The sequence below is a fragment of the Paenibacillus sp. FSL L8-0644 genome (assembly GCF_038008165.1).
GTDB classification, from domain to species: domain Bacteria; phylum Bacillota; class Bacilli; order Paenibacillales; family Paenibacillaceae; genus Paenibacillus; species Paenibacillus polymyxa_D.
Window position 1 is genome coordinate 2,600,184 of sequence record NZ_JBBOYN010000001.1, and the last position, 26,272, is coordinate 2,626,455.

The following is a 26,272-nucleotide window of genomic DNA, read 5'->3' on the forward strand; positions in this document are numbered from 1 at the left end:
CCGACACAATGATCATCTACTAACATTAAAAAAATAGCAAAAACAATTCCATTTGAAAATTTAAGTATTATAAAACAATTCGTCGAGTTTAGGTTGATTATGCACATTATATATTAGGGGAAGAGTATAAGATGGATTAGCTCCATTTTATGCTCCGAATTGTTTAGATTATTTAAAAGGTACCACTTTGAATAAGCTCAATGAACTCTAACAAAAGAAGACCCGCATTTCAATAACGCGGGTCTTCTTTTGTTAGAAATTGCTGGTTTGATTCATATGCAGTTTAAAGACCAATTTGATTAAACCATCATTTTAATTACGATAATTCCAATCAATGCAAGAATTAAGCCGAATATCTCTTGACGACTCATTTTTTCTTTTAGATAGAATTGAGACACGTTCTAAAAGTGTCCCTTCATTTTTTTGATTTTTTGTTTTGCTCATTAAAAGTTACATCTGTTGAAGAAGGAACTTGTCTAATCTTAATTACAAAGGCTATAAAACAAGATGGCCAGTATGCCCCATTGCCAGTCTTGATACTGTCCTACTTGCAGATCTCGCTTGTATCTAACGACGCTAAGAGAGGATAATGATGCAGAATCCGACTAGCTGCACTAAAACGGCGTCTCTTCCCAAAACAAAGCAGCTAGGCAGGATAACAAGCACAGGCGTTAGTCCCGAAAAAATGCTATGACTGAAGCTCGACCAAGAGAAACTTAAGATCGAAACAAAGAGATATGAGCATCAAGCTTCAGTCTCAACTTGGATATTACATCTTTTATCTTTCTCATGATTTGGTGATGTAGCAGAGTGTGTTAATATGCGGTCAAGTATTTTTTTAGTAAATGGCATAAAGTAATTGAGTATTAGCCCCCCTAAACAAACGGTTAACAAGGTTCCAATGCCAATGGGTCCGTTTAAAAGGACTGCTATGATCAAGAATATAAGGTAGATGAATGTTCTCGAAAAAAATAGATTTGTTTTAGTTAATTCCTTTATGATTAATGTTAATCGATCAACTGGAATGGGTGCAAAATTTGTCTGTAAATATGTTGCAGTTCCTAATCCTACAACAACTAAACCAATTCCAAAACAAACAACTTTGCTGTACCATAGTTCAGGTGTTATCAAATTGTGCAGTAAAAAAAGCCACATATCAATACCAATACCCGTTATAAATGCTGTTAACAACCCCAAAACTTCTGGTGTTTGTCTTTTTAAAAGCGAATTACAACCTATCAATATTATAGCTATTATGATTTCCCAACTTCCCACAGTAAGCCCCACATTTATAGACAGTCCTACTAAAAGTGCATCAAAAGGTGAAGCCCCAAGGTCTGATTGTATAGTGAACGAAATTCCAAGGGATAATATAAAAATTCCTAATACGAAAAAAATATATTTCAATTTACTCGACCTCTTTAAAATATTTTTTGTTGCAAATGCAATAAAAATAAGGTAAATTCAATATATATCATTTTTATTGCATTTGCAACAAAACAGGGGTAAAGGAGTCCATTATGAAGGAAGTACTTCGTGAAATTGGAATGATCGCAAGAGCATTAGATTCTATAAGCAATATCGAATTTAAAGAATATGACCTTACAAAAGGACAATATTTATACCTTGTACGAATATGTGAAAACCCAGGAATCATTCAAGAAAAGTTAGCCGAGATGATAAAAGTAGATCGAACAACCGCATCTCGTGCTATAAAAAAACTTGTTATTAACGGATTTATTGAAAAGGAAGAGGATCAGCATAACAAAAAAATTAATAAACTCTTTCCAACAGAAAAAGGGAATAAAGTCTATCCTTTTATAAAAAGAGAACATGATTATTCGGATAATGTTGCATTAGCGGGATTTTCGGAAAGTGAAGTAAACACCATTTTTAATCTTCTTCAAAGAGTAAGAAAAAATATAGGTGATGAATGGGAATTTGTAAAAAAGGGGAACAAGAGAAATTACTGATTTATATGAAAGGGCGATAATTTAAAGTGACTGTAAAAATAATAAAGTGCAGCCGTGAAGATCTACAAATACTCCAAGAAATAAGTATTGAAACATTCAACGATACTTTTAAGGATCAGAATTCACCTGAAAATATGAATGCCTATCTGGAAAAAGCATTTAATTTTAAACAGTTGGAGGAGGAATTGTCCAACGACTCTTCAGAATTCTTTTTCATCTATTTCAATGAAGAACTTGCTGGATATTTAAAGGTAAATATGAACAATGCCCAATCCGAAAAAATGGGTAATGAGTCGCTCGAAATTGAGAGAGTTTATATAAAAAACAGTTCTCAAAAACATGGGCTTGGTAAATATCTGCTAAATAAAGCTATGGAAATTGCAATGGAACATAATAAAAAGAAAATCTGGCTTGGTGTATGGGAAAAAAATGAAAACGCCATTGCTTTTTATAAGAAAATGGGGTTTGTTCAAACTGGTGTACACTCTTTTTATATGGGTGATGAAGAACAAATTGATTTCATAATGACCAAAACAATGATATAAGTTTAGGGAGATATACGAATTTTTATTGATTTTATATTGTGATTGATTCACTACTGTGTATAATGTTAACTAAAATTGAATTCAAAAATGTTTTCTAGGGTTCCGCGATGTAATATCGGCTGGTCCGAGAGAAAACTCACAGTCGTCGTACTGTGCCACGGAGGGATAAAAGCCTGGGAGAAAAACTGCTGTATGCAGTATTCTCTCAGGCTTTTTTTTATTGCTGCTATAAATTCATACTACATTTCCAGCATTATCTAAAAGGAGGAAGCACAGAATGAACAAGACATGGTTATCTGTTGTAGTTGCGGCATTATTCGAAGTTGGATGGGTCATCGGCCTGAAACATGCCAGCGGCTGGTTAGAATGGGGGGGCACTTTAGTTGCCATTTTAGTAAGTTTCATACTCATGATTATGGCTTCCCGTACGCTTCCGGTAGGTACGGTGTATGCAGTATTTGTCGGGTTGGGAACGGCCGGCACTGTATTAGCAGAAATTTTGTTGTTTGGTGCTGAGGTAAAGGGATCTAAATTGTTGCTAATCGGGGTGCTTCTGCTCGGAGTTGTAGGACTCAAAATACAGAGTAAAGAGAAGAAACAAGGAAAAGAGGTGCACTGACGTATGAACTGGGTATTTCTTATTTTGGCAGGCGTATTTGAGATGATGGGAGTTCTCATGATTAATAAGCTCCATAAAGACCGGAATTTCCTGTCTGCTTTTTACTTGCTTGCAGGCTTTGGATTGAGCTTTTTGTTTCTATCCCTGGCCATGGAAACACTACCAATGGGAACGGCCTACGCTGTCTGGACCGGTATTGGAGCTTCTGGCGGAGCCATATTGGGCATGATCTTCTACAGTGAACCGCGTAATACCGCGAGGATTCTGTTCATCGCGATGGTACTCGGTTCAGCAGTTGGCCTAAAGCTGGTAAGCTGAATAATGATGGAATTAGAAAAACTGCTGCTCATCTTAGAACAGCAGCGAACTATCTGAATGCTTATGGTAGCTAGAAAAGACCAGCGTGCAGACAAAGTATCGATAAGAAATTTTGTCTGCATGTTTTTTTGCATACTCTTAGCCTTCTATCTCTGATCTTCAGGATCGCCGCGTTGTGTTTTCAGTTTTAGAAAATGAAGAGTCATTTGAAGCTTCAGGCGAATATCACCATCGCTTAGATCAACCTCGAAAAGCTCACGTATCCTGTTGATTCGATAGAACAAAGTATTTCTATGAATAAAAAGTGTTTTAGCAGCAAGATTTGGAGTGTCCACATATTGAAGATAGGCTTCAAGGGTGGGCAGTAAACTTGTTTTGTGGCCATTGTCATAAGCAATTAACTTTTGGATAACTGGATGGCAGAAGTCAGCGAGATCGTTCTGTTCCGATATGATCTTTCCAATATGCTCGCAGAGATAGTCCTCATACATATACACTGGCTTGTTTGAATTAAGTTGGAAATCAATCTCGACGGCGGTTAGGCATTGCTTATAATATTTTCGCAAAAAAGTTAAATGACTAAAGCAGTTACTCAGCGAAGCAGTTAGACCGTTTACTTGGAGAAATTCTAGAAATCGTTTGTCTTCAGCAATGATTTTACAGGATGAATCAACGAGGGAAATGAGAAATACAATGCGTCCCTGATATACGATCCAGCGGCTATCCGGTAGCAATTGGATCATATGCTGTGCAACTAACTGAACTTTCCCGTCAAAAAAGCTGTTCTTCAGGTCTGTCAAGGTCATCACTCTTAGGTAGGTGTAAGCGTCCAGTCCAGATGAGCCAGTCGCATTGCGATGACATTAGCATCATTGAGCTCGCCTGTGAGCAGTTCGGAAAGCAAAAAGCTATGCATCATTCCTTGACTACAATTATAAAAGTCGTTCTTTTGCAATTCTACCGAAACCAGCTCACAAAGAAATTGCACTAGTTCAAAATCAATATCTGTAAATTTACGATCCAGTTCCATAACACTGACCTGCGCGAATTCTATACCATGTACGTACACCAAAGCTGTTATCCAACAGTCGTTGGTCTCGGGATCGCGTGAATAATAAACTGCATTTCACCGAAGGTCAGCGCGTTACTGTTCCAACAGGGGTTTCCTTATTTCCCAAGGAGCTGCCCACGCCTCCCCGAAGCTGGGTAGAACGCGTCTATAATATTACGTACTGGGAGAAAGCGAATAAAGGCGGTCATTTCGCCGCTATGGAAAATCCTAAATTGTTTGCCGACCATCTAAATCATTTTTTTTCATTCATTAAGCGTCTGATAGCCTCTATCCTTCGGGGAGCAATGCAGGGGGGATAAACAACAACGGAATGGACAAGAGAGCAGGGTACGTGCTCACGCTTTATAAGTTCTAGGGGCGGGATAACCCACTAATACTTGATGGTTGTTGGTCATTAAATATACGGAAGAATTTACGCACATAGAAGCTGTCGTTGGGGCATCTTGGTTCACTCCCATCCGTTAAAAATTTAGTTCAGAGCAATATCCTGCCTCTCTCTCTTAGATATACTTTTTAATTGGAAGCAACCTTAGCACAGTGCAATACCGAACTGAGGTTGCTTCAGTTATCTAAGACATACTACCGTTTACTTCAGATAGGTTCCCGTTTCTCCAATTCCACCTCTACCATTCAATACATATACCCTTGCATTTCCTTTGCCGGAGCATGTCAGGGTAATCTTGCCATCAGTAACGGTTTTGGAATCACCGGTCACCGCATCCACATAGGTTCCGTTCGGAATTCCGGTAAACGTGGCGTTTCCTGAAATCGTGACCAATGCAAAGCTGTCAATGCCTTTGGCACTGTCGGTATATCTTCTCTTAAACGCCAGATTGCCCGACACATTCTCTGTGGAATACTGGCCTTTTTGCAAGGCGGGAACAGCTCTTCTGATTAAATTAAGCTGTCTGATATGTTTCGCCAGAGGATGGTTGAGCGATTCCGCAAGCGTGCCAGTAGCATTTGTGTATTTGCCGTAATCTTGTACCGTAACATTGCCTTCCACGTGATCGCCGAAATATGCTCGTCCCGTTTTGCTTAGCGGTGCGTTTGGACCTGTATCAATAGTTGCCCCTTTTTGAAACTCGATTTCGGAGCCGTAGAAGATAGCGGGTATTCCGCGGAAGGTGAACATCAGATCGAGATTCTCAGCCCAAGTGTCCTGTGTGCCCGCGAATCTTTGATTTTCCGGAGCCTGGTCAGGAGCATAGTCATGCGAGTCGACATAGGTTACATTCCACGTAGCATCATTATAGTATTGGTCGCCACTTCTCATATTGAATGCTTCATGCGCGGTCTTGAATGCCCAATGCATTGGAAAATCAATCACATCCATGCCCGATTTCATCGAATAGTCAGGCGTATGATAGGTATTTCCGTTTAAGAGAGCATTGTTCGAGGTTGGCTGTCCTGCTGTAGTAGAGTTGTCCGTCCACTCTTGTTCAACTGACGCTTTATTGGAGGCGTAGTCATTCTTTCCATCGCCCGGATACGATTTCGAGCTTTTCCAAGTATAGAATGGCGTCGAGATCGCCGGAATTCCACTGTTCCAAACATCTCTGTAACGTGTGGCTACTTCTCCAAAAATATAGAAATCCGAGCCGCCTCTTGTTTTCCAGGCAGGAATATAGTATTTATTGAAAATATACCGGCTCACATGCTTCACCGTATCGACACGGAAAGCGTCAACACCCATGTCAATATAGTGATTGTAGGTATCAATTAAATATTTGTTAACTGCAGGGTTTTCCGTGTTCAAATCCACGCAATCTCCCGCTATCTGACCAGTCTGAACCGTATAGGATTCCCAGGAAAGACTTTTCTCTGTATGGTAAATGTTATTGTTCGTTCCCTCGTTCTTCATTAAGGCGAGCCTTGCCTGATACTGCTGATCGGGTGTCATAGTATCATAGTTTGGTGGCAGCTTATCCGTAGTTTTCACCAAGTTGTTAGCAGTATCCGGTTTAGCCGGATCTTTCTTGAACATGGGGTACAGATTCTCTTCACCGAAATTACCCGTATGATTGACGACGATGTCCTGAATAACCTTCAGCCCTTTGGCATGGGCTGCATTGATCAAATCCTGATAAGAAGCTCCCGCCGATTCATACCGTGGGTCTACTTTGGCAAAATTTAAAGCATGGTAACCATGGTAATCATAACCGCTGGCATTTTGCACAACAGGTGTAATCCAGATGGCGCTGAATCCGAGGGCTTTGATATAATCGAGCTTTTGAATCAGCCCCTTAAAGTCTCCTCTCCAAGCCGGGTCCGAATCTGGATTGCGCGCCTTTCCATCATCCCATGCGTGCACGTTGTTGCTCGGATCACCGTCATAGAACCGAGAAGTAATCACGAAATAGATGGTGTCTTCCCGAAAATCCTTCTTATTTCCAATATTATAAACAAAGCTCTGCTTGGTTTGATTACCAGCGCCGTCTATAACGAGAAATTTTAATGTCGTAGTCTTGGAGATAAGAATAGACGGTCCAGTCAATCCGGTCAGCGCGTTGCCGAGAATATAGACTTTTGAGCTTGTGGTTGGTTCTGTACCATCCTCCGTATAGTATGCCTTGGTCGTTGCCGCCTTGTTATCTTTCAGGTTAAAGGATACAGTCACCGAGGAATCAGAATGCCCGGCAGGCAAATTCGCTGTGATTGTCGGAGCTTGCAGATCTGCATTCAGGTCAATTACATAATCAAAAGAGGATGCATTTCCAGTTTGACCGATTGAGTTGATACCGAAGGCCTTAATGGTCAAAGAGGAAGCAACTTGGATTGGAGAGGTATACAAGGTCGAGGATGTCGTAGGTGTCGAACCATCTATCGTATAGTAAATCTTATCATCACTGTTGGTGCTGGAAAGCGTCACCGTTTGGGACGAATCATATGTTTTGGGTACAGGAGAGGCGGAAATCGCCGGAATTTTAGGCATTTCCGGGCTGACATCATACCATGTGTTATCTGTGTAATACCAGCCCTCTTTCACACTGCGGGACAAGTCGGCCGTTTGTTTGCCGCTACTGTCATTGAAAATGAGGCTTGAGCCTGTGGCATCGGCAATGGTGTAGCTGTACCAGTCATTTCCATCCGACTTCATCAGGATTCCCGGCCACGCCCCGCTTATCGGAACGCTTGCCGGATTCAGGTTCCAGTAATGGATTCGAATCGCTGAATTCCAGCTTGAAGGTTTCTTAAAGTGAACCGTTAACCCAGTTTGAGTTGATTTAGTTGTTGTGGTAGGTGTATACGTTGCGGTAACGGTAGACGTGATCGAAGCGGTTGTCGATGGAAGAGCAGTCGCTGTGGAATTCGTGTAGGTGGCTGTATAATCGTTGTTACTCGAAGCTACGCCGGGTAAGCCGAAGAAGTTGAAGCAAAGCGATAAAATAATCAACCAAGAAATAAAACTCCCAGTTTTTTTTCTTAGCAAGTTAACAACCTCCTGATAATATTTAGTGGAATGGATTTTGCAACCGGTTGCATTAAAAGTAAAAAAAAGAAAGGCATTTATTTGGATAAAATAGATTCATTGATCGCCTCCTCTATGGTATGTAGGGAAATAATCATTGTACGCGCTTACAAAAGAAAATATAAAAAAAAATCCACAGGGCACTATACCAATGATTTTTCCTTTTATGATTATATCAACCATACTTTTACTAGTCAATGCAATTGCAGGGACATTATTCAAATCTAAGAAAACCAGTTCGTAATTGAAGTCAACGTCCAAAAAGTCTTGAAGGCACAGTGAATAATAATGAGGGAGAAAAAAGGCCGTTGGAAATTTATCTTTAATATAAGCATTGACAAGTTGTCAAATAAATGAAATCATGTCATTGAGCTCAATTATATGCAAACGATTGCCCATTTTGGAAGCGTATACATGTTGTTTTGCCCTCTTTTATTTACTCCTAATCTCTCAAGAGAGGTTGGTTGTAAAATAAAATTTAAAAGGAGAGTTTAGTATGAGGAGGAAGACAAGCCCCATCTTGAGGCGTACCTGGAGTATCGTTCTTTTTGTCGTATTGTTGTTGCAAACGATTGGCTTTACTCCCGAAGCACAGGCGAATGCCGATGTTCGGCAGTTAGGAGGTTCGGATGCGAAGCTATCGGCTGTCGCAAACTACGAACTCCCGGAAAGAACGAAGGATGGTCTTATTTTTCATGCGTGGAACTGGTCTTTTGACAACATCACCAGGAACCTTCCGGAACTGGCTCAGGCGGGATTTAAAGCGGTGCAAACTTCGCCAATCCAAGCCAGCAAGGAAGGGTTGACAGAAGGCAGCAAGTGGTGGATTTTGTACCAGCCCATCAACTTTAAAATCGGCAACTCTCAATTGGGAAGCAGGGATGATTTCAGACAGCTTTGCCAGGAAGCGGATAAATACGGCATAAGTATCATTGTTGATGTTGTCGCCAATCATACGGGGAATGCGGGCGGTGGAAATCAGCAGTATCAGCCGGCGCATAATGTTGATTCGGCAATCAAGAATAACAGCTATTTCTGGCATGAGGCCAGAGGTGTGGAAAACTGGAATGACCGTTGGCAAGTCACACAGTGGGGAATTGGTCTGCCCGACCTCAACACGTCTAACCAGGAATTGCAAGATATCATTATCGGCTTCCTGAATGACGCCATTTCCTTGGGCGCCGACGGCTTCAGATTCGACGCCGCCAAGCATATTGAGTTGCCCAACGATCCGGGGGGCTCCAACTTCTGGCCCCGGGTACTGGGTTCGTTAAACAATAAAGATAGACTGTTTAATTACGGAGAAGTGCTTCAAGGTGGAGCTGACAACTTTGCCGGCTATGCCAATTACCTCAGCTTGGCCGCCTCCAGCTATGGGGACAGTGTCAGAAGCGCCGTTGGTTATCACGGTGGCATCAATGTTGATGCGGCCAAATCTTTTAACGCTAATAATGTAAGCCCCTCCAAATTAGTTACCTGGGTCGAATCGCATGACACTTATGCCAACGACAACAGCGAATCGACGGGGTTGAACGATTGGCAAATCAAAATGGGCTGGGCAATCATCGCCTCCCGGGCGGAGACGACCTCTCTGTTCTTCAACAGACCGACAGGAGGTGGGAAATTTGCGAATCGGCTCGGCGATGCGGGGAATACGCTCTGGAAGGACCCGGACGTCGTTGCCATTAACAAGTTCCACAATGCCATGGTAGGTCAAGACGAATACATTAGGACGCAAGGGAATCAAATTATGCAGGTTGAACGCGGTACCAAAGGCATGACGATTGTGAATCTTGGAGGCAATGCTCAAATCAACTCCCCTACCAGACTGGAGGACGGCGTTTACCAGAACAAGGCCAATGGCGGTGGATCGTTTACGGTGTCGAACGGCAGAATTACCGGCCATCTGGATGGAGGCAGGATCGCCGTACTGTATAGCGCAGCGCAACAAACTCCGTCAGTATCCGTCGATCCTGGGGAAGGTACCTTCTTTGCAGATTCTGTTAACGTGAGAATGAACTATTCCAATGCAGACTCGGCAACCTACACTTTGAACGGGGGGCCGGTGACTCCGTTCAGTTCGGGAGATATGGTCAGCATTGGCGCTGGAACTCCAATCGGATCGACGTTTGTTCTGAAAATAGTCGCCGCGAATTTGTCTGGTCAAACAGAGAAGATGTTCAGATATACGAAGGAGGAACCGAGCTCGGGCATGACCGTTCATTTCTACAAGCCTTCCGGCTGGGGAGTACCGAACATCTACTACTACGATGATTCCGTGACTCCGCTCAGGGAAGGCTCAGCTTGGCCGGGCGTGGCCATGCAGAATGAAGGCAACGGCTGGTATGTGTATAGAGCCCCGGACTGGACGCAGGCGAAGGTCATATTCAACTCAAATGGAAATCAGATACCCGGATCGCAAATGCCTGGATATGCCGTAAGTGGCGAGAGATGGATCAAGGAAGGACGGATTACTCCGCAAAATCCCGATGGGACAAAACCGACGGTTACGATCGATAAACCGGAAGGAACATTCCAAGGGGATAGTCAGGAAATCACGCTCAATTACACCGATGTCGACAGTGGTACTTAGAGACTGAACGGCGGTTTTTTACTACCGACCACAAACTAACGATAGGCACGGGTGATCTGCCCGGTGCCCGCTATACGCTGGAAGTGACAGCTAGCAACGCTATAGGGAAAACGAACAATAGCTATACTTTCGCCAAAGCACAAAGCCCAAGCGAGAAGATGTTGACTTCCAAGAAAGAAAATACAGCTGGGTCGGGAGGTCCAGGGGAGCGGCTTGTATGAATGGCTTTTGGGAAACCTATCTCATTGCATGAATTCTTTTACCCGCTAATGCAAGGTTGCGGCTCGGTCGTTTTGCAATGCAATATTGAGCTTGGCGGTTCAGATCAGCATTTGTCGAGGGACAAGAACATAGTCCTATTAAAAGTCGCTATTTTGGCGGCTTTTTTTGTTGTATAGGCTTTTCAAAAAAACTGAAACTTATTTAAGTTCGCACTTAGCCAGCTTTAGAAAGTTTTTTATATTATTTTGCTGCTATCCTTCCACTGAGAAAGCTAGTATAGAATCAGGATTTTGAGGCTTCTTTAAGGATGTTATTACATAAGAACGGATCTTAATACAATCTTAATGCTGTAGGCAAATTCGTAATACGGTACTGATTTTGCCCATGATATACTAAGGATTGAGAGATATATAATAGAGGGTGGGCACAGGATGGCAGCAAAACAGAACGATGCCGAGTCCATATTTGATCAAATTACTGACTTGCCGGTAAGGAAAAGAAGAGGAAGATTGAAGGTTTATGTTGGATATGCACCAGGTGTTGGGAAGACCTGTGCGATGCTTAGCGACGCCCACGAAGAGCAAAAAGAGGGTATAGATATCGTAGTTGGATATATTGAACATTATGCCCGGCCATACACTGCGGCGCTGTTGGAAGGACTTGAACTTCTTCCTTACATCAAAATTTCAAATAAAGAATCCTCAACTAAGGAATTTGATCTGGACCAAGCGCTCCAGAGAAGCCCTGACCTTATATTATTGGACGATTTGGCCCATACCAACGCGGCAGGATGCCGACATAAAAAAAGATATCAAGATGTCGAGGAGCTTCTTCGCGCAGGAATTCATGTATATACGACGATGAATGTTCAACAGCTCGAAAGCCTAACGGATATTGTTTACTCCATTACTGGCATTTCCGTTGACGAACGCATACCGGACAGTGTATTTGACAGTGCTGATCAGGTGGAATTAGTCGATATTGAACCGGATGATTTAATAGGACGTTTGAATAGGGGAAAGATTTATCCTGAGGGGGAGAATACACAGGCTCATTTATTTACCAAGGAGAAGCTGACGGCTCTACGTGAAATTGCTTTGCGTAATACAGCAAGTCAGTTAAACCGAATTGCGGAGCAAATCAGTGAGCAGGCGATAACAAATGAATCTGATACGAAAGAACATATTCTGGTCTGCCTGTCTTCGGCTGCTTCCAATAAGAAAGTGATCCGAACAGCAGCAAGAATGGCGGCAGCTTTTCATGGTCATTTCACCGCGTTGTTTGTGGAAACACCAGAAGTGAGAGAATTGACATCAAAAAATAAAGCGGAGTTAAGGGAAAACCTTAGGCTGGCTGAGCAAATGGGTGCACAAATCGCAACGATGTATGGAGACGATATTCCAGGACAGATTGCCGAATATGTCAAAACAAGCCATGTATCGAAAATTGTCCTAGGACGCTCCCCTTACAAGAGGAGAGGGCTTGCAAAATCCAATGTAATGGATAAACTAACGGCCTTGCTTCCTAATATTGAAATCTATATTATCCCCTATACTCAGTCCTCCTTATATAAAAGATTGCCTTTTTACGAAAAATACCCAATGCTGTCGTTGGCAGATACTATCAAGACCATTGTTATCTTGGCTGTGTGCACAATTATTGGCTTGTGGTTTAAGTATTTGGAATTCCGAGAAGCTAACATTATCACCGTGTACATTCTAGGGGTTTTGTTAAATGCAATTGTGACCAAGGGCAGAATGTATAGCGCCATTTCTTCGGTTATGAGTGTACTTGTGTTTAATTATTTCTTTACCGAGCCTTATTATTCTTTACAGGCTTATGATTCAGGCTATCCGGTCACCTTTCTGGTCATGCTGGCTGCTTCTTTCATGACGAGTACACTAACTATGCGAGTAAGAGAGCAGGCTCGGCAATCCGCGCAAAAAGCTTACCGTACCGAGGTGCTTCTGGAAACAAGCCGGAAATTGCAACAGGCCAAAGACTCTCCGGCTATTATTAATGAAATGGCGCATCAAATGGTGAAGTTGTTGGACAGAATGGTCATTTTCTATTCAGTTGACCAAGGGGTACTGTTGGCGCCGCAGTTTTTTCCAAAGAAAGAATCTGCAGTTGATCCAGGGGTCTACACAGGAGGCTACGAACGTGCAGTTGCAGAGTGGGTATATAAAAACAACAAGCGTGCAGGAGCTACGACGGATACTTTTTTTGGCGCTAAGTGTCTATATCATGCGGTGCGTGGAGGAGATCAGGTTCTTGCGGTGGCAGCTATTGTAATGGATGAGGAAGAACCTTTAGAAGTTTTTGAAAATAGCCTAATGCTTGCCATGCTGGGAGAATGCGCGCTGGCGCTGGAGAAAGAAAAACTGAACGAAAGACAACAAGAGATCTCCATGCAAATCCAGCAGGAGCAACTCCGTGCCAGTCTGCTTCGGTCCATTTCTCATGATTTACGCACTCCTCTTACCAGCATCTCAGGCAATGCGGGGATTCTTCTTGGAAACTCAGAGGTACTAAACGAGGAACAAAAAAAAGGTCTATATACGGATATATATGACGATTCCATGTGGCTGATCAATTTAGTAGAAAATTTGCTGTCCATTAGTCGAATCGAAGGTGGTACTCTAAATCTTAATTTTCAGGCAGAATTAATGGAGGAAGTCATTTCGGAGGCTCTGCTTCATGTGAATCGCAACAGTGTGAAGCATGTCATTCAGACGGAATTGGATGATGAATTGATGATGGCTCGAATGGACTCCCGACTTATTGTTCAGGTATTGATCAATATGATTGATAATGCAATCAAGTATACCCAAGATGGCTCTCACATCACGATTTCCGCAAGACACGAAAGACATATAGTCGTTGTAGAAATCTCAGATGATGGCCCCGGTATTTCTTCAGAAGAAGTCAAGGTCAGACTGTTTGAGATGTTTTATACGGCAGACAACATTCATGGGGACGGACGCCGTGGATTAGGGCTGGGGCTTTCTCTGTGCAAATCAATTGTGAATGCTCATGGAGGTACTATTGGTGTTAAGGACAATGTCCCTAAAGGGACGATTTTTTATTTTACCCTGCAAGCTGAGGAAGTGAATGTTCATGAATAAACCTTTTATCCTTGTTGTGGAGGACGATAAACCCATCCGCAAGCTGATTACGACAACCCTGGAGACACAGGGTTATAAATACCATACGGCTGAAACAGGGGAAGCATCGATTTTAGAAGCAGTATCCAAGCAGCCGGACCTAATGATTCTGGATTTGGGGCTGCCGGATATGGACGGTGTAGATATCATAAAAAAGCTTCGTGCATGGTCGAATATGCCTATTATCGTGGTCAGCGCACGCAGCGAAGATCGGGATAAAATAGATGCGCTGGATGCTGGAGCGGACGATTATCTAACAAAGCCCTTCAGTGTAGAAGAACTGCTGGCCAGACTTCGAGTCAGTTTACGAAGAATTCGAAATGACAGTGATAAGCTCCTGAAGGATGCTTCCAGCTTTATTAATGGAAATTTGAGAATTGATTATGCAGCAGGATGCGTATGGATTGGTGAAGAAGAAATTCACCTGACCCCAAGCGAATATAAACTGCTTTGCCTGCTGGCAAAACATGTAGGCAAAGTACTGACCCATAATTTTATTCTGCATGAAATCTGGGGCAGCCACAGCTATGACATTCCTGCCCTGCGTGTGTTTATGGCAACGCTGAGAAAAAAAATAGAAAAAACATCATCACAAACTAAGTTTATTCAAACACATATCGGAGTTGGTTATCGTATGCTTCAGGTTGGAGATGATGGCTAGGTAATCATATTATAATGATGTAATTAGAGATCATGCTCTTTTGGAGCATGGTCTCTTTATTTTTCATCTGTCATCTAAATCTTAAGGTGATCTTTATACCTATATGAAAACCCTAATCCTAAACTAATGGTGAAAATGTTACGCTGAATTCGGAAGTAGAGAGGATAAGGAGGTTTGGCATGTGAGATGGGCACTCCCATGTTCGTCTGTTTCATCGGCTAAGCTGTCAACTGAGTGGAAAGGGAAAGAGGTATGGGGAATGAATGAAATTTTAACAATTGCGGGTCTGATCTCAATTGTGCTGGCGGTGCTGTATTTCGTTAAAAAAATATATGATTTTATCGATTTGCAGAAGTTGACACGGAAGGATATCTATGAGAACTATGATATCTATGAGAACTATGATATCTATAAAGCAGCTCAGAAGTTTGCTCTCGGTACACCCGTCGATGAGATCAGAGAAATCCTGACAAACAGCTATGAGTTAGACGATAACCAGGTTGAAGAGACAATGCTTTTGGCTCTTCCTCATCGGCACGATACAGATGGTGGTTATCTTGCCTTTATCAAGGCTGTAAATCGGGTGCTGGAACAAGAGGTTTACAGCTAAACGTTAGTAAGAAGGAAAAATATGAATCGTTAGGCCGCGTTACTGGTGTTTGCTCCCAACTTGGCCAGAGAACAATTTCTACAAGTGCTGAGTGAAGGAGAGAAATTATTTGTTGCTTTGGCATCCAATCCTGATCAACAACAACATTTGTAAGAATTAGGAGTAGAAAATGTTATTGAAAGCTTAGAAGGCTTATTCCACTTGTTGAAGACGGAGTGAGTCTTTTTTACATGCAGAAAATTCAACTACAATAAGCAATTAAAAACGGCAAGTCGATGTATGCAAAGAGGAAGAGAGAATAAGTTCTATGAATTCCATGAAAGCGTTTGACATATTTGAATATCAATCTATAATTATGAACAGAATTGGACCTCCCCGAGATGGAGGTATCCTGATTTTTTCAATCTGAATCGGATTAAGATGTCGCCAATTTTCAAATAGGTCGCTGCCTATGAGGAAGACGATAATTGATAGAGCTGTTATTCATAAACAGCAAGCTCATAACCAGGGGCTTGCTCTTTCATTTACCTAAGGAGAATGGGTCGGAATGACACTTAAAAAAAGAATCTTTTTATTGTTTTTTCTCAGCGCATTTATTCCCTTTATCAGTATATTTGCAATTTCTTACTATACCATTGATTCCATTTTTGCGAATAAAATCAATGATGGAATTAGGAGCAATCTACAGCAGGTAACTTCATCACTGGAAAATTCAATTACCAACCTGAATCATGTTACTCAGCAATTATCCTATAGTGGTACATTAGGCAAAAAACTGGATGAAGTCTTGAAGCCTTCCTCCAATATATTTGAATTGATTGAGGCTAGAGATGAATTAAAGAATGAGTTAAATGTCGTAACGTTTACTAATCCGAATATAGGTCTGACCTTATACTATTTCCAGAAAGAAGGCACTACACAGTTCGCTAACTTTCCCATCAAAGATCGTTTTTCTCCCGAGTCTTTGCCTGTGCTTTCCAAATCATATGGCATTGCGTACTATGGTCCCCATATGAGTATGAACCGATTTGATGATCAGCTTGTTTTATCTGCTATGCGAAAGGTACAGCTGCCTCAAAGGGACGATGTATATATTTACATCGAATCCGGCTTTCGTCTTACACAGGATATACTGGGTTACAATCAATACAAAGGAGCTTTATCGCATTTAATCCTGAATGGTGAGGGCAACATTGTTTACAGTGAAATTCCAGAAGCGATGAAGGTCGGAGAGAATTTTTCCAGCATATCGAAAGGTACTGCAAAAGATGGAATATCCCGTGATTACCATTGGTTTAAGGAGGACTCCACTCAGAACTGGAGCGTCATATCGGTAATTTCGCAGGCTAAGTATCAACAGGAGAAAAACCAGTGGTTGCTTCAAATATTACTGGTCGCTTTATTCTTTCTCGGCTTTACCGTATTTCTGGCTTGGCTTCTGTGGAAGATGGTTTACAAACCATTAGGTCTGTTCCATTCGGAAATTAACGGAATGTCTCAGAATCCACAAAAGGCAGGCAGCCAGACCCGCACTCAAATTCCCGAGTTTGATTTTCTATTGGGGGAATTCTCAAATATGCAGCATCAAATCGGCGACCTGTTCAAGGAAGTGCAGCAGAAAGAGAAGATTCGTGCAGATTTGGAAGTGGAAAAATTGTTATATCAGATCAATCCTCACTTTCTGATGAATACGCTGGATACTGTGCACTGGCTGGCCGTCATGAACGGACAAGGGGAGATTGACAAGTTGGTGCAATCCTTAAACAAGCTGTTGTATTACAATTTGGGTAAATTAGGGCAAGTATCCACGATGGAAGAGGAAATTGATGCGCTAAGACAGTACCTAATCCTGCAGCAAATTCGATATGACTTTGAATTTGACGTACGTATTTCAGCGGATGATCAAGTGCTTCAAATACCTGTGCCTCGTTTTATTTTGCAACCGTTGGTTGAAAATTCACTTTATCATGGACTGAGTGACGAAGGTTTTATTCAAATTGAAGTTACACTTGCTAAAACGCTGAATATTTTAATACAGGATAATGGAGCAGGCATGACCGAGGAAGCGATTCAAAGACTTCTGAATAATCGTATAACTGAACATAAAAAAGTAGGGATGGGCATTGGACTCAATTATGTCCACCGCATGTTGAGGGCACAGTACGGAGATCAAGCACAACTGGTGATCGAAAGTGAATTGGGTACAGGGACAAGTATACTGCTCATACTTCCTATCAAAGGAGAAGATGTCTGAGGATGATTAAGGTATTGATAGTGGATGACGATAAATTAGTACGAAAAGGAATAAGCTCTGCGATGCCGTGGAACGAGTTCAATATGGAGGTTGTAGGAGAAGCAAGTAACGGGTTGAAAGCACTGGATTTTCTGAAAGCCCAACCGGTCGATCTGATGTTGACCGATCTCGCGATGCCGGTGATGTCAGGTATTGAACTGATGCGAGCTGCAAGGCAGCTCTATCCAGAACTACATATTGTCGTATTAACACTGCATCAAGATTTCGATTATATCCAAGAAGCGCTCAGACTTGGAGCCATCGACTATATAGCCAAAGTTCAGCTCGAGAAGGAGCAATTCGAACACGTGCTGCATCGAATACATGCTCGGATTGACGAACTGGCGAATACAAGACGAAAGCTGCCTCTGCTAAGTGAGACCAATGTCCATTATCGCCATGTGTATGCACTTGTTTCACTGGATCGCAAGTCAGGACAGAGCTGGCCGATTGAACTGACATCCAATGTAGACGAGATCCGATGGGAGGTTGAACGGAACTGTTGGATGTGGACGGCACCCATGGACGTAGAGGATCAGCTGTTCCATAAACTGAAGGAATCCCTGGATCAAGTTCCCCAAGGCGCCTTGCTGGTTATATCCGATGTACAAGACCGAACATGGTCGCAAATCCAAAACTGGATTATGAATTATACAGAAACGTCCTTATTCTATGCATACAACCCTTATGATCCTGTCATTGCCGTTTCGATGGATGTGGAGGACTCTTTTCCAATAGAACCGAAGGATGAAGACATGGATCGTATTAAGCAAAGTTGGTTCCTATCACCATGGACCCACAACGATAGTTACTACAACCAACTGATTGAACAGCTCAAATCACTAAGACTGCATAAAGGCCAGCTGATGGGATTGCTATACTCTATAGTTATGGAATGGAATCACCTTTTTGCCCAGACTACGCTGGGTAGAATCTCAATGATCCATTCTTTTCAATCCTGGTACGAGGTAGAAGAGTGGATCAAGCAGACCTCTGAGGGCATTCGTAAGTCAGATGAACAGACTTCGTATTCACAGGAAATTGTAGACGCCGTGAAAAAAGCGATTATGATCATGCACAATGATTTGGACCAAGCTTTTACAGCTTCAGGTCTGTCCCAGCAACTGAACATCAGCCGAAGCTATTTCAGTCAATGCTTCAAGGATCTGATGGGGAAAACCTTTAATGAGTACTCCCGATTTATACGAATAGAGAAGTCTAAAGAGTATTTATTGAATACAAACAACACGATTTTCTGGATTGCGGAGCGAGTGGGTTATACGGATGAAAAATATTTCAGCCGAATTTTTCGCGAATTGACAGGTCTGCTGCCAAGCGAATATCGACACCTCGGCAGAGGGGATAAATAGCGTACTCTCCCAGATGACCAATAAACCGGGCGAAAGAGGGGAAAGCGATGATTAAGAAGATGGCTGCATGTGTTCTTGTCGTCAGCTTAATTGCAGTGACCGTATATTTCAGCAAACCATACTTCCGGGAATCACCAATGGGACCAACGAAAACAATCTCGGACACTGCCGCTGCCGATCCATTTGGGAAATATGAACATCCCGTTTCCATCCGACTGGGATTTGCGGTAGACCCAACAGGCGCGGATCTCTCTGGAGGAGAAACACTTGAGAAGAATATATGGAAAACGGTGATTAAACAAAACCTTAACATTGATGTCCAGGTATTATGGCAGGTATCGAAGGAAAATCTGAGTCAGAAAATCGACCTGGCTATCGCCAGCAATGATCTGCCGGATGCCATGATTGTAAATCAGCTGCAGCTGAACGAGATGATCAAGGCTGGTGAAATTGAAGATCTAACCGAGGCATACAATAGCAGCGCATCACCGGAAATAAAAAAAATTATTGATAGCACAAACGGATTGGCTATGGAACAAGTGACCTTCGCTGGCAAGATAATGGCTGTTCCTTCTGTGACAGCGGAAGACTTCAGCATGCTCTGGATTCGACAGGATTGGCTGGACCGTCTTGGACTGAAACCGCCGAAAACGGTAGATGATCTGGAAGCTATCGCCAAGGCCTTTGTGGAGAATGACCCAGATGGAAACAGTAAGCGGGATACGATTGGCCTTGCTTCAAGCACTGGACTGTATAACGATTTCAACAACAGTGCTTTTTCTTTTGATCTAACGCCAATCTTCGCAGCATATGGATCTTTTCCGGGATATTGGCTGAGCAAAGATGGAAAACCTGTATACGGTTCGGTTCTACCGGAAACGAAGGACGCCTTGGTCAAACTGCGTGAAATGTACGCCAAAGGCCTTCTCGATCCAGAACTGGGTCTCCGCAAAGAAGCGGAAGAAACAGTTATTAACGGTCAGGCGGGGATGTTCTTTCAAGGTTTTTATGCTGGGTACTGGCCCCTTCCGAGCGCTTGGCAGAACGAGCCGGAGGCGAACTGGCAAGCATACGCACTCCCACTGGATGCAAACGGTGCATACCATGTGAAGGTGGATAATCCGTCAAGTTCATTCTTGGTGGTACGAAAAGGATATGCTCATCCCGAAGCGATCATAAAAATTAACAATCTGTACCTTCGTGATGAGTTCAAGTACGGTACGCGTTTTATGCTGGGCCGCAATTTCTTAGCTCCGACAGATGAAGCACGATTTGAAACAAAGGCCGCGCAGGATATTCTGATGGGAACCAAAACACCCGCCGATTTCAAGGACAAGTCTGAATACAAATTGCTGGAAAATTTGGTTTCGACAATAAAACAAACCAAATTGAAGCCTTATGATCAATATGGTATTTCCTATTGGAATGAACACAGCAACAGCTTTATGCGGGGTTATTCGCTTCTAGTAGGCGGAAGAAATTTTTTCGATCCAAACATCCATAAAGTTCGAAGCCTTACCTATATACGAACTCCAACGATGGAGAAGGCTTGGGGTGAACTATCAAAACTGGAACATGATACATTTTTAAAAATTATTTTAGGCGCTGAACCGACCGATTCATTTGATCAATTTGTCGAGGAATGGAAGAAACAAGGGGGCGATCAAGTGACTGTGGAGGTGACTGCACTCCATAACCATCGCTGAAGACCATCATGAATGTGATACGATAAATTCTATAAGCACGTTTATAATTCCATTAATCAAGCCGACGATTCCTGTTTCAGGAGCTGCCGGTTTTTTTTGTTCTTCACTTTGATTAGTAAGTAAGGATAGACAAATGTATGTCGGTAGGTAGGATAAATGCTTACAAGCCAACATTGGCTTTTTGATCCCAAATGAAACCGCATACATTCCTCTATCCAAACAGACGTTCAATCCCTATCTCGATTTGTCTTCTCCGAGCTTTATAATGAAAGCGCAAACAACAATGATAGAGAAATATTCAGAACGAAGGGGAATCGAATGTGATGAGAACTAAATGGTTCATAAAAAGCAAATTGTTGACGAGACGTCTGGCTGCGCTGTCGATGTCTGCCCTGGTGATTTCAACCCTTGCAGCCTGTGGGGGCTCCTCCAACCCTCCCACTGCGGAGGAAGCGGGCAAGTATGAGGCAACACCGGGAGACCCATTCAGTGCCTATAAAGACGAAATAACCGTAACGATGGGTCGTGTAACTACAGCCAACCCGAAACTGCCGGCTGGAGATACGTATGAGAACAACGCGTATACTCGGCTAGTTAAAGAAACGTTTAACGCTAAGATTAAAGACCAATTTGAAGCCAACGGAGAAGATTACAGCCGTCAGGTTTCTCTCGCCATCGCCTCTGGGGAACTGCCTGACATGATGCGTGTTGATTCCAAGGATGAACTCAAAGAACTGGTTGATAATGATCTGATTGAAGATATGACGGAAATTTACAAACAATATGCCACAGATAACATCAAGAACATTTACGACTCTTATGAGGGCCGTGCATTAGACAGTGCAACGATAGATGGACGTTTAATGGGACTTCCGGCTACTTCCCTAGATTCCGCGCCAACCATGGTCTGGGTTCGTCAGGATTGGCTGGATCTACTGGGAATCCAACTTGACGCAGACGGAGACGGGGCCATCAAGCTGGATGATGTGGAGAAAACGGCTGAGGAATTCCTGAAAAGAGATCCTGGCCAATCCGGGAAACCGGTAGGTATTCCCTTTGTGAACACCCTGAATACAAGTGACTATAATGCTTCTGCCTATACCATGCTGGGAGTTGCCTCCACCAAGGGTGCATTCCCTCAATACTGGATGAAGGGGAAGGACGGCAGCATTATTTATGGCTCGACAACAAAGGAAACCAAGCAGATGTTAGGCGTCATGGCAGATTGGTTCAAGAGAGGCCTCATCGACCCGCAATTTGGAACACGCACATTTGATGATATTACGGCACTGTACACCAACGGCCAAAGTGGTATTGCTTTTGGACCATGGCATATTCCTGACTGGGGTCTGAGCAGCGTGAAGCAGATGGATAAGAATGCGAAATTCACGGCTTACACTTTGGAGGATGCAGACGGAAAGGTAAACGTGGCACACGCCAATCCAGCTAATCAGTTTATCGTTGTGAGAAAAGGATATGAACACCCGGAACTCGCCGTTAAAATAGTAAACCTTTTCTACGATAAATTGGCAAATGATAAAAATGTGGAAACATCTATGCCAGAAGCCGCCAAGTATCAAGAGAACGGCGTAGACGGTTCTACCAGACCTTTTAATATTGAAGTCAACTCGGCTACCTCGCTGCTGGATGATTACTCTGACATTGTTCGCGGAATTAAAGGGGAGATTAGTTTGGATCAGGTCCGGACAACAGAATCAAAGAACAATATTAAAAGTATTCAAACCTACTTGAGCGATATGGATACGGATAACGTAACATCCTGGGCGAAATATCACTCGCGTATCAACGGAGTGGGACTCATCGACAAACTGACACGGGAAAACAAATTCGTTTGGATGACACCCGCCTTCTCTGGCACTACACCAAGCATGAAACAGACATGGGCTAATCTGACCAAGATGGAGCAGGAATCTTTCATCAAAATCGTGACTGGTGCAGAATCTCTGGATTACTTCGATACTTTCGTTAGCAATTGGAAGAAACAAGGTGGTGACCAGGTAATTCAGGAAATTGAAGACGAAGCTACATCCGAAAAATAAACAATCATGAACTGCTAGAAGGGCTGCGATAAGCAGCCTTTCTTCAGGAAAGGGGTCCATCCATGAAACAGGGAAATGATAGAGCAAAAGGTCGGTTGGGCACGGGTGCCATGTATCATTTGATGATGCTTCCGGGGATTTTATTTTTACTGGTATTCAGCTATGTTCCGATGGTCGGTGTCATTACGGCGTTTCAGGATTATATACCAGCCAAGGGGATGTTTGGCTCCAAATTTGTAGGGCTGAAGCATTTTATTTATATGTTTAAGCTGCCGGACATCGCACAGGTTTTTAGTAATACGTTGGTGATTGCCATTGCCAAGATTCTATTGGGAACAATGATGGCTATCATTTTTTCCATCTTGTTAAATGAGATCCGCATCAAATTCGTTAAAAAATCCGTACAGACAATTGTTTATTTGCCACACTTTTTATCCTGGGTAGTTCTAGCATCCGTGGTTGTTAACATGTTCAGTTTGGATGGAATAGTGAATCAAATTTTGGCTTTTTTCGGTCTGGAGAATATTAATTTTCTCGGCAGCAACACCTGGTTCCAGCCGCTGATTATTGGGACAGACGTGTGGAAGGAGTTCGGTTACAGTTCCATCGTCTATTTGGCTGCAATTACTTCGATTGATCCGGGTCTGTATGAAGCGGCAGGAATGGATGGAGCCAGCTGGTGGAGAAAAGTATGGCATATTACATTGCCAGGTATGCTGCCTATTATCCTGCTCATGGGAGTGATGAGTCTGACCAATATTTTGAGTGCCGGCTTCGATCAAATTTATAATCTGTATAATCCGGTTGTCTATGAATCGGGGGATATTCTGGATACTTATGTATATCGGATTGGACTCGTTGGGCGACAGTATAGCTTCGGTACGGCTGTTGGTCTGTTTAAGTCAGTGATCGGTATTGTTTTGCTATTATCCGCCAACCATTTGGCCAAGAAATACACCGACCGAAAAATATTCTAAGGAGGCAAAGCCTATGCCGTATTCTGTAAGCCTAAAAGATCGAATTGGCCGGTTTGTCATCAATACCATCGTCATATTGCTGGCATTGATCTGCCTTCTTCCTTTATGGAATATCGTTGCGATTTCATTCAGCAGCAGCGAGGCCGTGTCAGCTAATGCTGTAGGTCTCGTACCGGTCAATTTTACAACAGCAGCGTATACGAAAATTATTGATGATGCTCAGTTCTGGCGTTCCTTTGGCATATCTGTTCTACGTGTTGTGCTTACACTTATTCTCAACATGATTCTTATTATTTTAATGGCATACCCGCTCTCCAAGTCGAAAAGGGAATTTAGAGGCAGAAACATTTATATGAATGTCATGATTTTTGCCATGCTGTTCAGCGGCGGGATGATCCCGAGTTATCTACTGATCAAAAACCTCGATATGCTTAATACAATTTGGTCGCTTGTTCTGCCGGGTGCGGTCCCTATATTCAGTGTCATCCTTGTCATGAACTTCTTCTCTGCTGTACCTAAGGCGCTAGAAGAAGCAGCATTCATCGATGGGGCGAATCCGCTCCAGGTCCTGTTTAAAGTGTATGTTCCCGTGTCCATCCCTGCGCTGGCGACGGTAGCACTATTCAGTATCGTGGGAACGTGGAATGATTTCTTCAGCGGTTTGATCTATATGACCCAAGTTAGCAATTATCCGCTAATGACTTATATTCAGTCCCTTAATGTGAACATTGCGGAACTTCTTCAATCCGGCACCAACTCAGCACAACTCAGCAACTTGACTGAAATTTCAAACAAAAATTTAAATGCGGCCAAAATCGTAGTCGCTGTCATCCCGCTGCTGCTGATTTATCCGCTGCTTCAAAAATATTTTGTGACTGGAATTGTTGTAGGATCGGTAAAAGAGTAATTATATGCTGTGACTTGCTTAAGATAAAAATACTATTTGTGTATTGGAAGGGTTGTAATGAACAATGGAAAATAAAAATTGGTGGAAAGAAATCGTTGTATACCAGATATATCCACGGAGCTTTCAAGATAGTAATGGTGATGGAATCGGCGATTTGAAAGGAATTGTTTCCCGTCTGGACTATTTGCAGCAACTTGGTGTCGGTGCAATTTGGCTATCACCAGTTTGTAAATCCCCTCAGGATGATTTTGGTTATGATATTTCGGACTATCGGGATATTGATCCGATGTTCGGGTCTTTGGATGATATGGGGATGTTAATTGATGAAGCTGGGAAGCGTGACATTCGAATCATAATGGATTTGGTGTTAAACCATACTTCCGATGAGCATCCCTGGTTTCAAGAAGCAAAAAAAAGCAAAGAAAATCCGTACCATGACTATTATGTCTGGAGAGATGGCGTTGAAGGAATACCACCAAACGATTTGGGTTCCATCTTTGGTGGTTCAGCTTGGGAATGGGTACCCGAGATAGGGCAATATTATTTACATCTTTTTTCTGTAAAACAGCCGGATCTCAACTGGGAAAACCCAAAAGTCCGACAAGAGATTTACGAAATGATCAATTGGTGGATAAGCAAGGGTGTAGGCGGTTTTCGACTTGACGTAATTGACTTAATCGGAAAAGAGCCAGATTTGAAAATTACCAGCAACGGGCCGAATCTGCATAAGTATATCAGGGAACTCAGCAAGGAGACGTTTCAAAAAGCTGGAGACCTGCTGACGGTTGGAGAAACATGGGGCGCTACGCCAGAGATCGCCAAATTGTATAGCAACCCGGACGGCAGTGAGTTCTCAATGGTATTTCAATTTGAACATATTAGTTTGGACGAACAAGAGGGGAAAGGGAAGTGGGATCTTAAGCCTCCAGATTTTCTAGAATTAAAAAAAGTGTTGTCTAAATGGCAGACAGAGCTGAAGGGGGATGCCTGGAACAGTTTGTTTTGGAATAATCACGACTTACCCCGAATCGTTTCTCGTTGGGGAGATGACGGAGAATACAGGATAGAATCGGCTAAAATGTTGGCAACCCTTCTTCATGGCATGCGAGGCACACCATACATTTATCAGGGGGAAGAATTAGGAATGACGAATGTTCAATATCCAATTGAAGACTATCGGGATATTGAGTTACTAAATTTCTACAAAGATAGAATTGAGAAAGGATACCCTGAAGATAAAGTTATGGAGTCAGTCTTTGCAAAGGGGCGTGATAACGCTCGAACACCAATGCAGTGGGACGCTTCCGACAACGCTGGTTTTACATTAGGGAACCCTTGGATTAAAATAAACCCGAATTATAAGGATATCCATGCACAAGAAAGTTTAAATAACCCTGAATCCATATTCCATTATTATCGGAAACTAATCCGATTAAGGAAAGATCATGAAGTGATCATATATGGGGATTATGAGCTGATGTATCCCGAGAATAAAGATTTGTTCGCTTACACTCGAACGCTGAAAGGAGCCAAACTACTTGTAGTATGTAATTTTCAAAAATACACAACCCATCTCCCACTTCAGAAAGAGCTGGCAGAGACTAAGCAGTTGCTAATATCCAATTATCCAAATAACATGTCTGAAATAGAAATGCGTCCTTATGAAGCGAGGATGTACCTTATCGATACACTCCATAAATGAAAAGG

At 42.6% G+C, this 26,272-nt stretch carries 21 protein-coding genes, 1 pseudogene and 1 riboswitch; of the genes and pseudogenes, 18 read left to right on the forward strand and 4 right to left on the reverse strand.

Annotated features, from left to right (window positions below; translation table 11 throughout):
* Positions 1 to 744: 744 nt before the first annotated feature.
* A complete protein-coding gene (locus NSS94_RS11765) occupies positions 745 to 1,407 on the reverse strand; it encodes a YczE/YyaS/YitT family protein (RefSeq protein WP_340885403.1) in 663 nt (220 codons plus the stop codon).
* 113 nt (positions 1,408 to 1,520) lie between these two features.
* Between NSS94_RS11765 and NSS94_RS11770 the strand changes: the two genes are divergently transcribed.
* From NSS94_RS11770 to NSS94_RS11785, 4 genes are all read left to right on the forward strand, one after another.
* The gene (locus tag NSS94_RS11770; RefSeq protein WP_029515334.1) at positions 1,521 to 1,973 is read left to right on the forward strand and encodes a MarR family winged helix-turn-helix transcriptional regulator; all 453 of its coding nucleotides are present in this window, start codon (positions 1,521 to 1,523) and stop codon (positions 1,971 to 1,973) included.
* 26 nt (positions 1,974 to 1,999) lie between these two features.
* Entirely contained in the window at positions 2,000 to 2,518 is a 519-nt protein-coding gene (locus NSS94_RS11775) for a GNAT family N-acetyltransferase (protein WP_341039332.1), read from the forward strand.
* 83 nt (positions 2,519 to 2,601) lie between these two features.
* A riboswitch (guanidine-I (ykkC/yxkD leader) is annotated at positions 2,602 to 2,700 on the forward strand.
* A gap of 95 nt (positions 2,701 to 2,795) precedes the next feature.
* Positions 2,796 to 3,137, forward strand: a complete 342-nt coding sequence (locus NSS94_RS11780) for a DMT family transporter (protein WP_029515332.1) — start codon at positions 2,796 to 2,798, stop codon at positions 3,135 to 3,137.
* A gap of 3 nt (positions 3,138 to 3,140) precedes the next feature.
* Positions 3,141 to 3,455: a DMT family transporter gene (locus NSS94_RS11785; RefSeq protein ID WP_023988641.1), complete on the forward strand. Its 315-nt coding sequence runs from the start codon at positions 3,141 to 3,143 to the stop codon at positions 3,453 to 3,455.
* A 146-nt stretch (positions 3,456 to 3,601) separates the two neighbouring features.
* Here NSS94_RS11785 and NSS94_RS11790 read toward each other — a convergent pair whose 3' ends face one another.
* Positions 3,602 to 4,255, reverse strand: coding sequence for a helix-turn-helix domain-containing protein (locus tag NSS94_RS11790; RefSeq protein ID WP_341039335.1), 654 nt, complete (start codon positions 4,253 to 4,255; stop codon positions 3,602 to 3,604).
* A gap of 11 nt (positions 4,256 to 4,266) precedes the next feature.
* Complete coding sequence (locus tag NSS94_RS11795) at positions 4,267 to 4,524, reverse strand: hypothetical protein (protein WP_341039337.1); 258 nt, start codon at positions 4,522 to 4,524, stop codon at positions 4,267 to 4,269.
* Positions 4,525 to 4,562: 38 nt separating this feature from the next.
* Here NSS94_RS11795 and NSS94_RS11800 point away from each other — a divergent pair, with 38 nt between their 5' ends.
* Positions 4,563 to 4,826, forward strand: coding sequence for a hypothetical protein (locus NSS94_RS11800; protein ID WP_341039338.1), 264 nt, complete (start codon positions 4,563 to 4,565; stop codon positions 4,824 to 4,826).
* Between the two features lie 287 nt (positions 4,827 to 5,113).
* Here NSS94_RS11800 and NSS94_RS11805 read toward each other — a convergent pair whose 3' ends face one another.
* Positions 5,114 to 7,960 (reverse strand): alpha-amylase family glycosyl hydrolase, encoded by a 2,847-nt coding sequence (locus NSS94_RS11805; protein ID WP_069011470.1) that lies wholly within the window; start codon positions 7,958 to 7,960, stop codon positions 5,114 to 5,116.
* Between the two features lie 535 nt (positions 7,961 to 8,495).
* Between NSS94_RS11805 and NSS94_RS11810 the strand changes: the two genes are divergently transcribed.
* From NSS94_RS11810 to NSS94_RS11870, 13 genes and pseudogenes are all read left to right on the forward strand, one after another.
* The gene (locus NSS94_RS11810) at positions 8,496 to 10,592 is read left to right on the forward strand and encodes a starch-binding protein (protein WP_341039340.1); all 2,097 of its coding nucleotides are present in this window, start codon (positions 8,496 to 8,498) and stop codon (positions 10,590 to 10,592) included.
* 83 nt (positions 10,593 to 10,675) lie between these two features.
* Positions 10,676 to 10,813 (forward strand): hypothetical protein, encoded by a 138-nt coding sequence (locus NSS94_RS11815; protein WP_341039342.1) that lies wholly within the window; start codon positions 10,676 to 10,678, stop codon positions 10,811 to 10,813.
* Positions 10,814 to 10,930: pseudogene (locus tag NSS94_RS11820) on the forward strand (hypothetical protein); the annotation flags it as partial. It lies immediately after the preceding gene.
* A gap of 315 nt (positions 10,931 to 11,245) precedes the next feature.
* On the forward strand, positions 11,246 to 13,942 hold the full coding sequence (locus NSS94_RS11825; protein ID WP_341039343.1) for a sensor histidine kinase KdpD: 2,697 nt from the start codon (positions 11,246 to 11,248) through the stop codon (positions 13,940 to 13,942).
* The gene (locus NSS94_RS11830; protein WP_029515325.1) at positions 13,935 to 14,642 is read left to right on the forward strand and encodes a response regulator; all 708 of its coding nucleotides are present in this window, start codon (positions 13,935 to 13,937) and stop codon (positions 14,640 to 14,642) included. The genes NSS94_RS11825 and NSS94_RS11830 overlap by 8 nt, the downstream gene beginning before the upstream one ends.
* Before the next feature lie 259 nt (positions 14,643 to 14,901).
* Positions 14,902 to 15,252: a hypothetical protein gene (locus tag NSS94_RS11835; protein ID WP_341039344.1), complete on the forward strand. Its 351-nt coding sequence runs from the start codon at positions 14,902 to 14,904 to the stop codon at positions 15,250 to 15,252.
* 547 nt (positions 15,253 to 15,799) lie between these two features.
* Positions 15,800 to 17,506, forward strand: a complete 1,707-nt coding sequence (locus tag NSS94_RS11840; RefSeq protein WP_069011467.1) for a sensor histidine kinase — start codon at positions 15,800 to 15,802, stop codon at positions 17,504 to 17,506.
* A 2-nt stretch (positions 17,507 to 17,508) separates the two neighbouring features.
* Positions 17,509 to 18,915, forward strand: a complete 1,407-nt coding sequence (locus NSS94_RS11845) for a response regulator transcription factor (RefSeq protein ID WP_165150634.1) — start codon at positions 17,509 to 17,511, stop codon at positions 18,913 to 18,915.
* A gap of 47 nt (positions 18,916 to 18,962) precedes the next feature.
* On the forward strand, positions 18,963 to 20,621 hold the full coding sequence (locus tag NSS94_RS11850; protein ID WP_341039345.1) for an extracellular solute-binding protein: 1,659 nt from the start codon (positions 18,963 to 18,965) through the stop codon (positions 20,619 to 20,621).
* Positions 20,622 to 20,944: 323 nt separating this feature from the next.
* Positions 20,945 to 22,681, forward strand: coding sequence for a sugar ABC transporter substrate-binding protein (locus NSS94_RS11855; RefSeq protein WP_341039346.1), 1,737 nt, complete (start codon positions 20,945 to 20,947; stop codon positions 22,679 to 22,681).
* A gap of 62 nt (positions 22,682 to 22,743) precedes the next feature.
* A complete protein-coding gene (locus NSS94_RS11860) occupies positions 22,744 to 23,658 on the forward strand; it encodes an ABC transporter permease (protein ID WP_029515318.1) in 915 nt (304 codons plus the stop codon).
* A 13-nt stretch (positions 23,659 to 23,671) separates the two neighbouring features.
* On the forward strand, positions 23,672 to 24,565 hold the full coding sequence (locus NSS94_RS11865; RefSeq protein ID WP_039274896.1) for a carbohydrate ABC transporter permease: 894 nt from the start codon (positions 23,672 to 23,674) through the stop codon (positions 24,563 to 24,565).
* Positions 24,566 to 24,629: 64 nt separating this feature from the next.
* Positions 24,630 to 26,267 carry a glycoside hydrolase family 13 protein gene (locus NSS94_RS11870; RefSeq protein WP_341039347.1) on the forward strand — a complete coding sequence of 546 codons (1,638 nt, stop codon included), beginning with the start codon at positions 24,630 to 24,632 and terminating at the stop codon, positions 26,265 to 26,267.
* Positions 26,268 to 26,272: the final 5 nt, after the last annotated feature.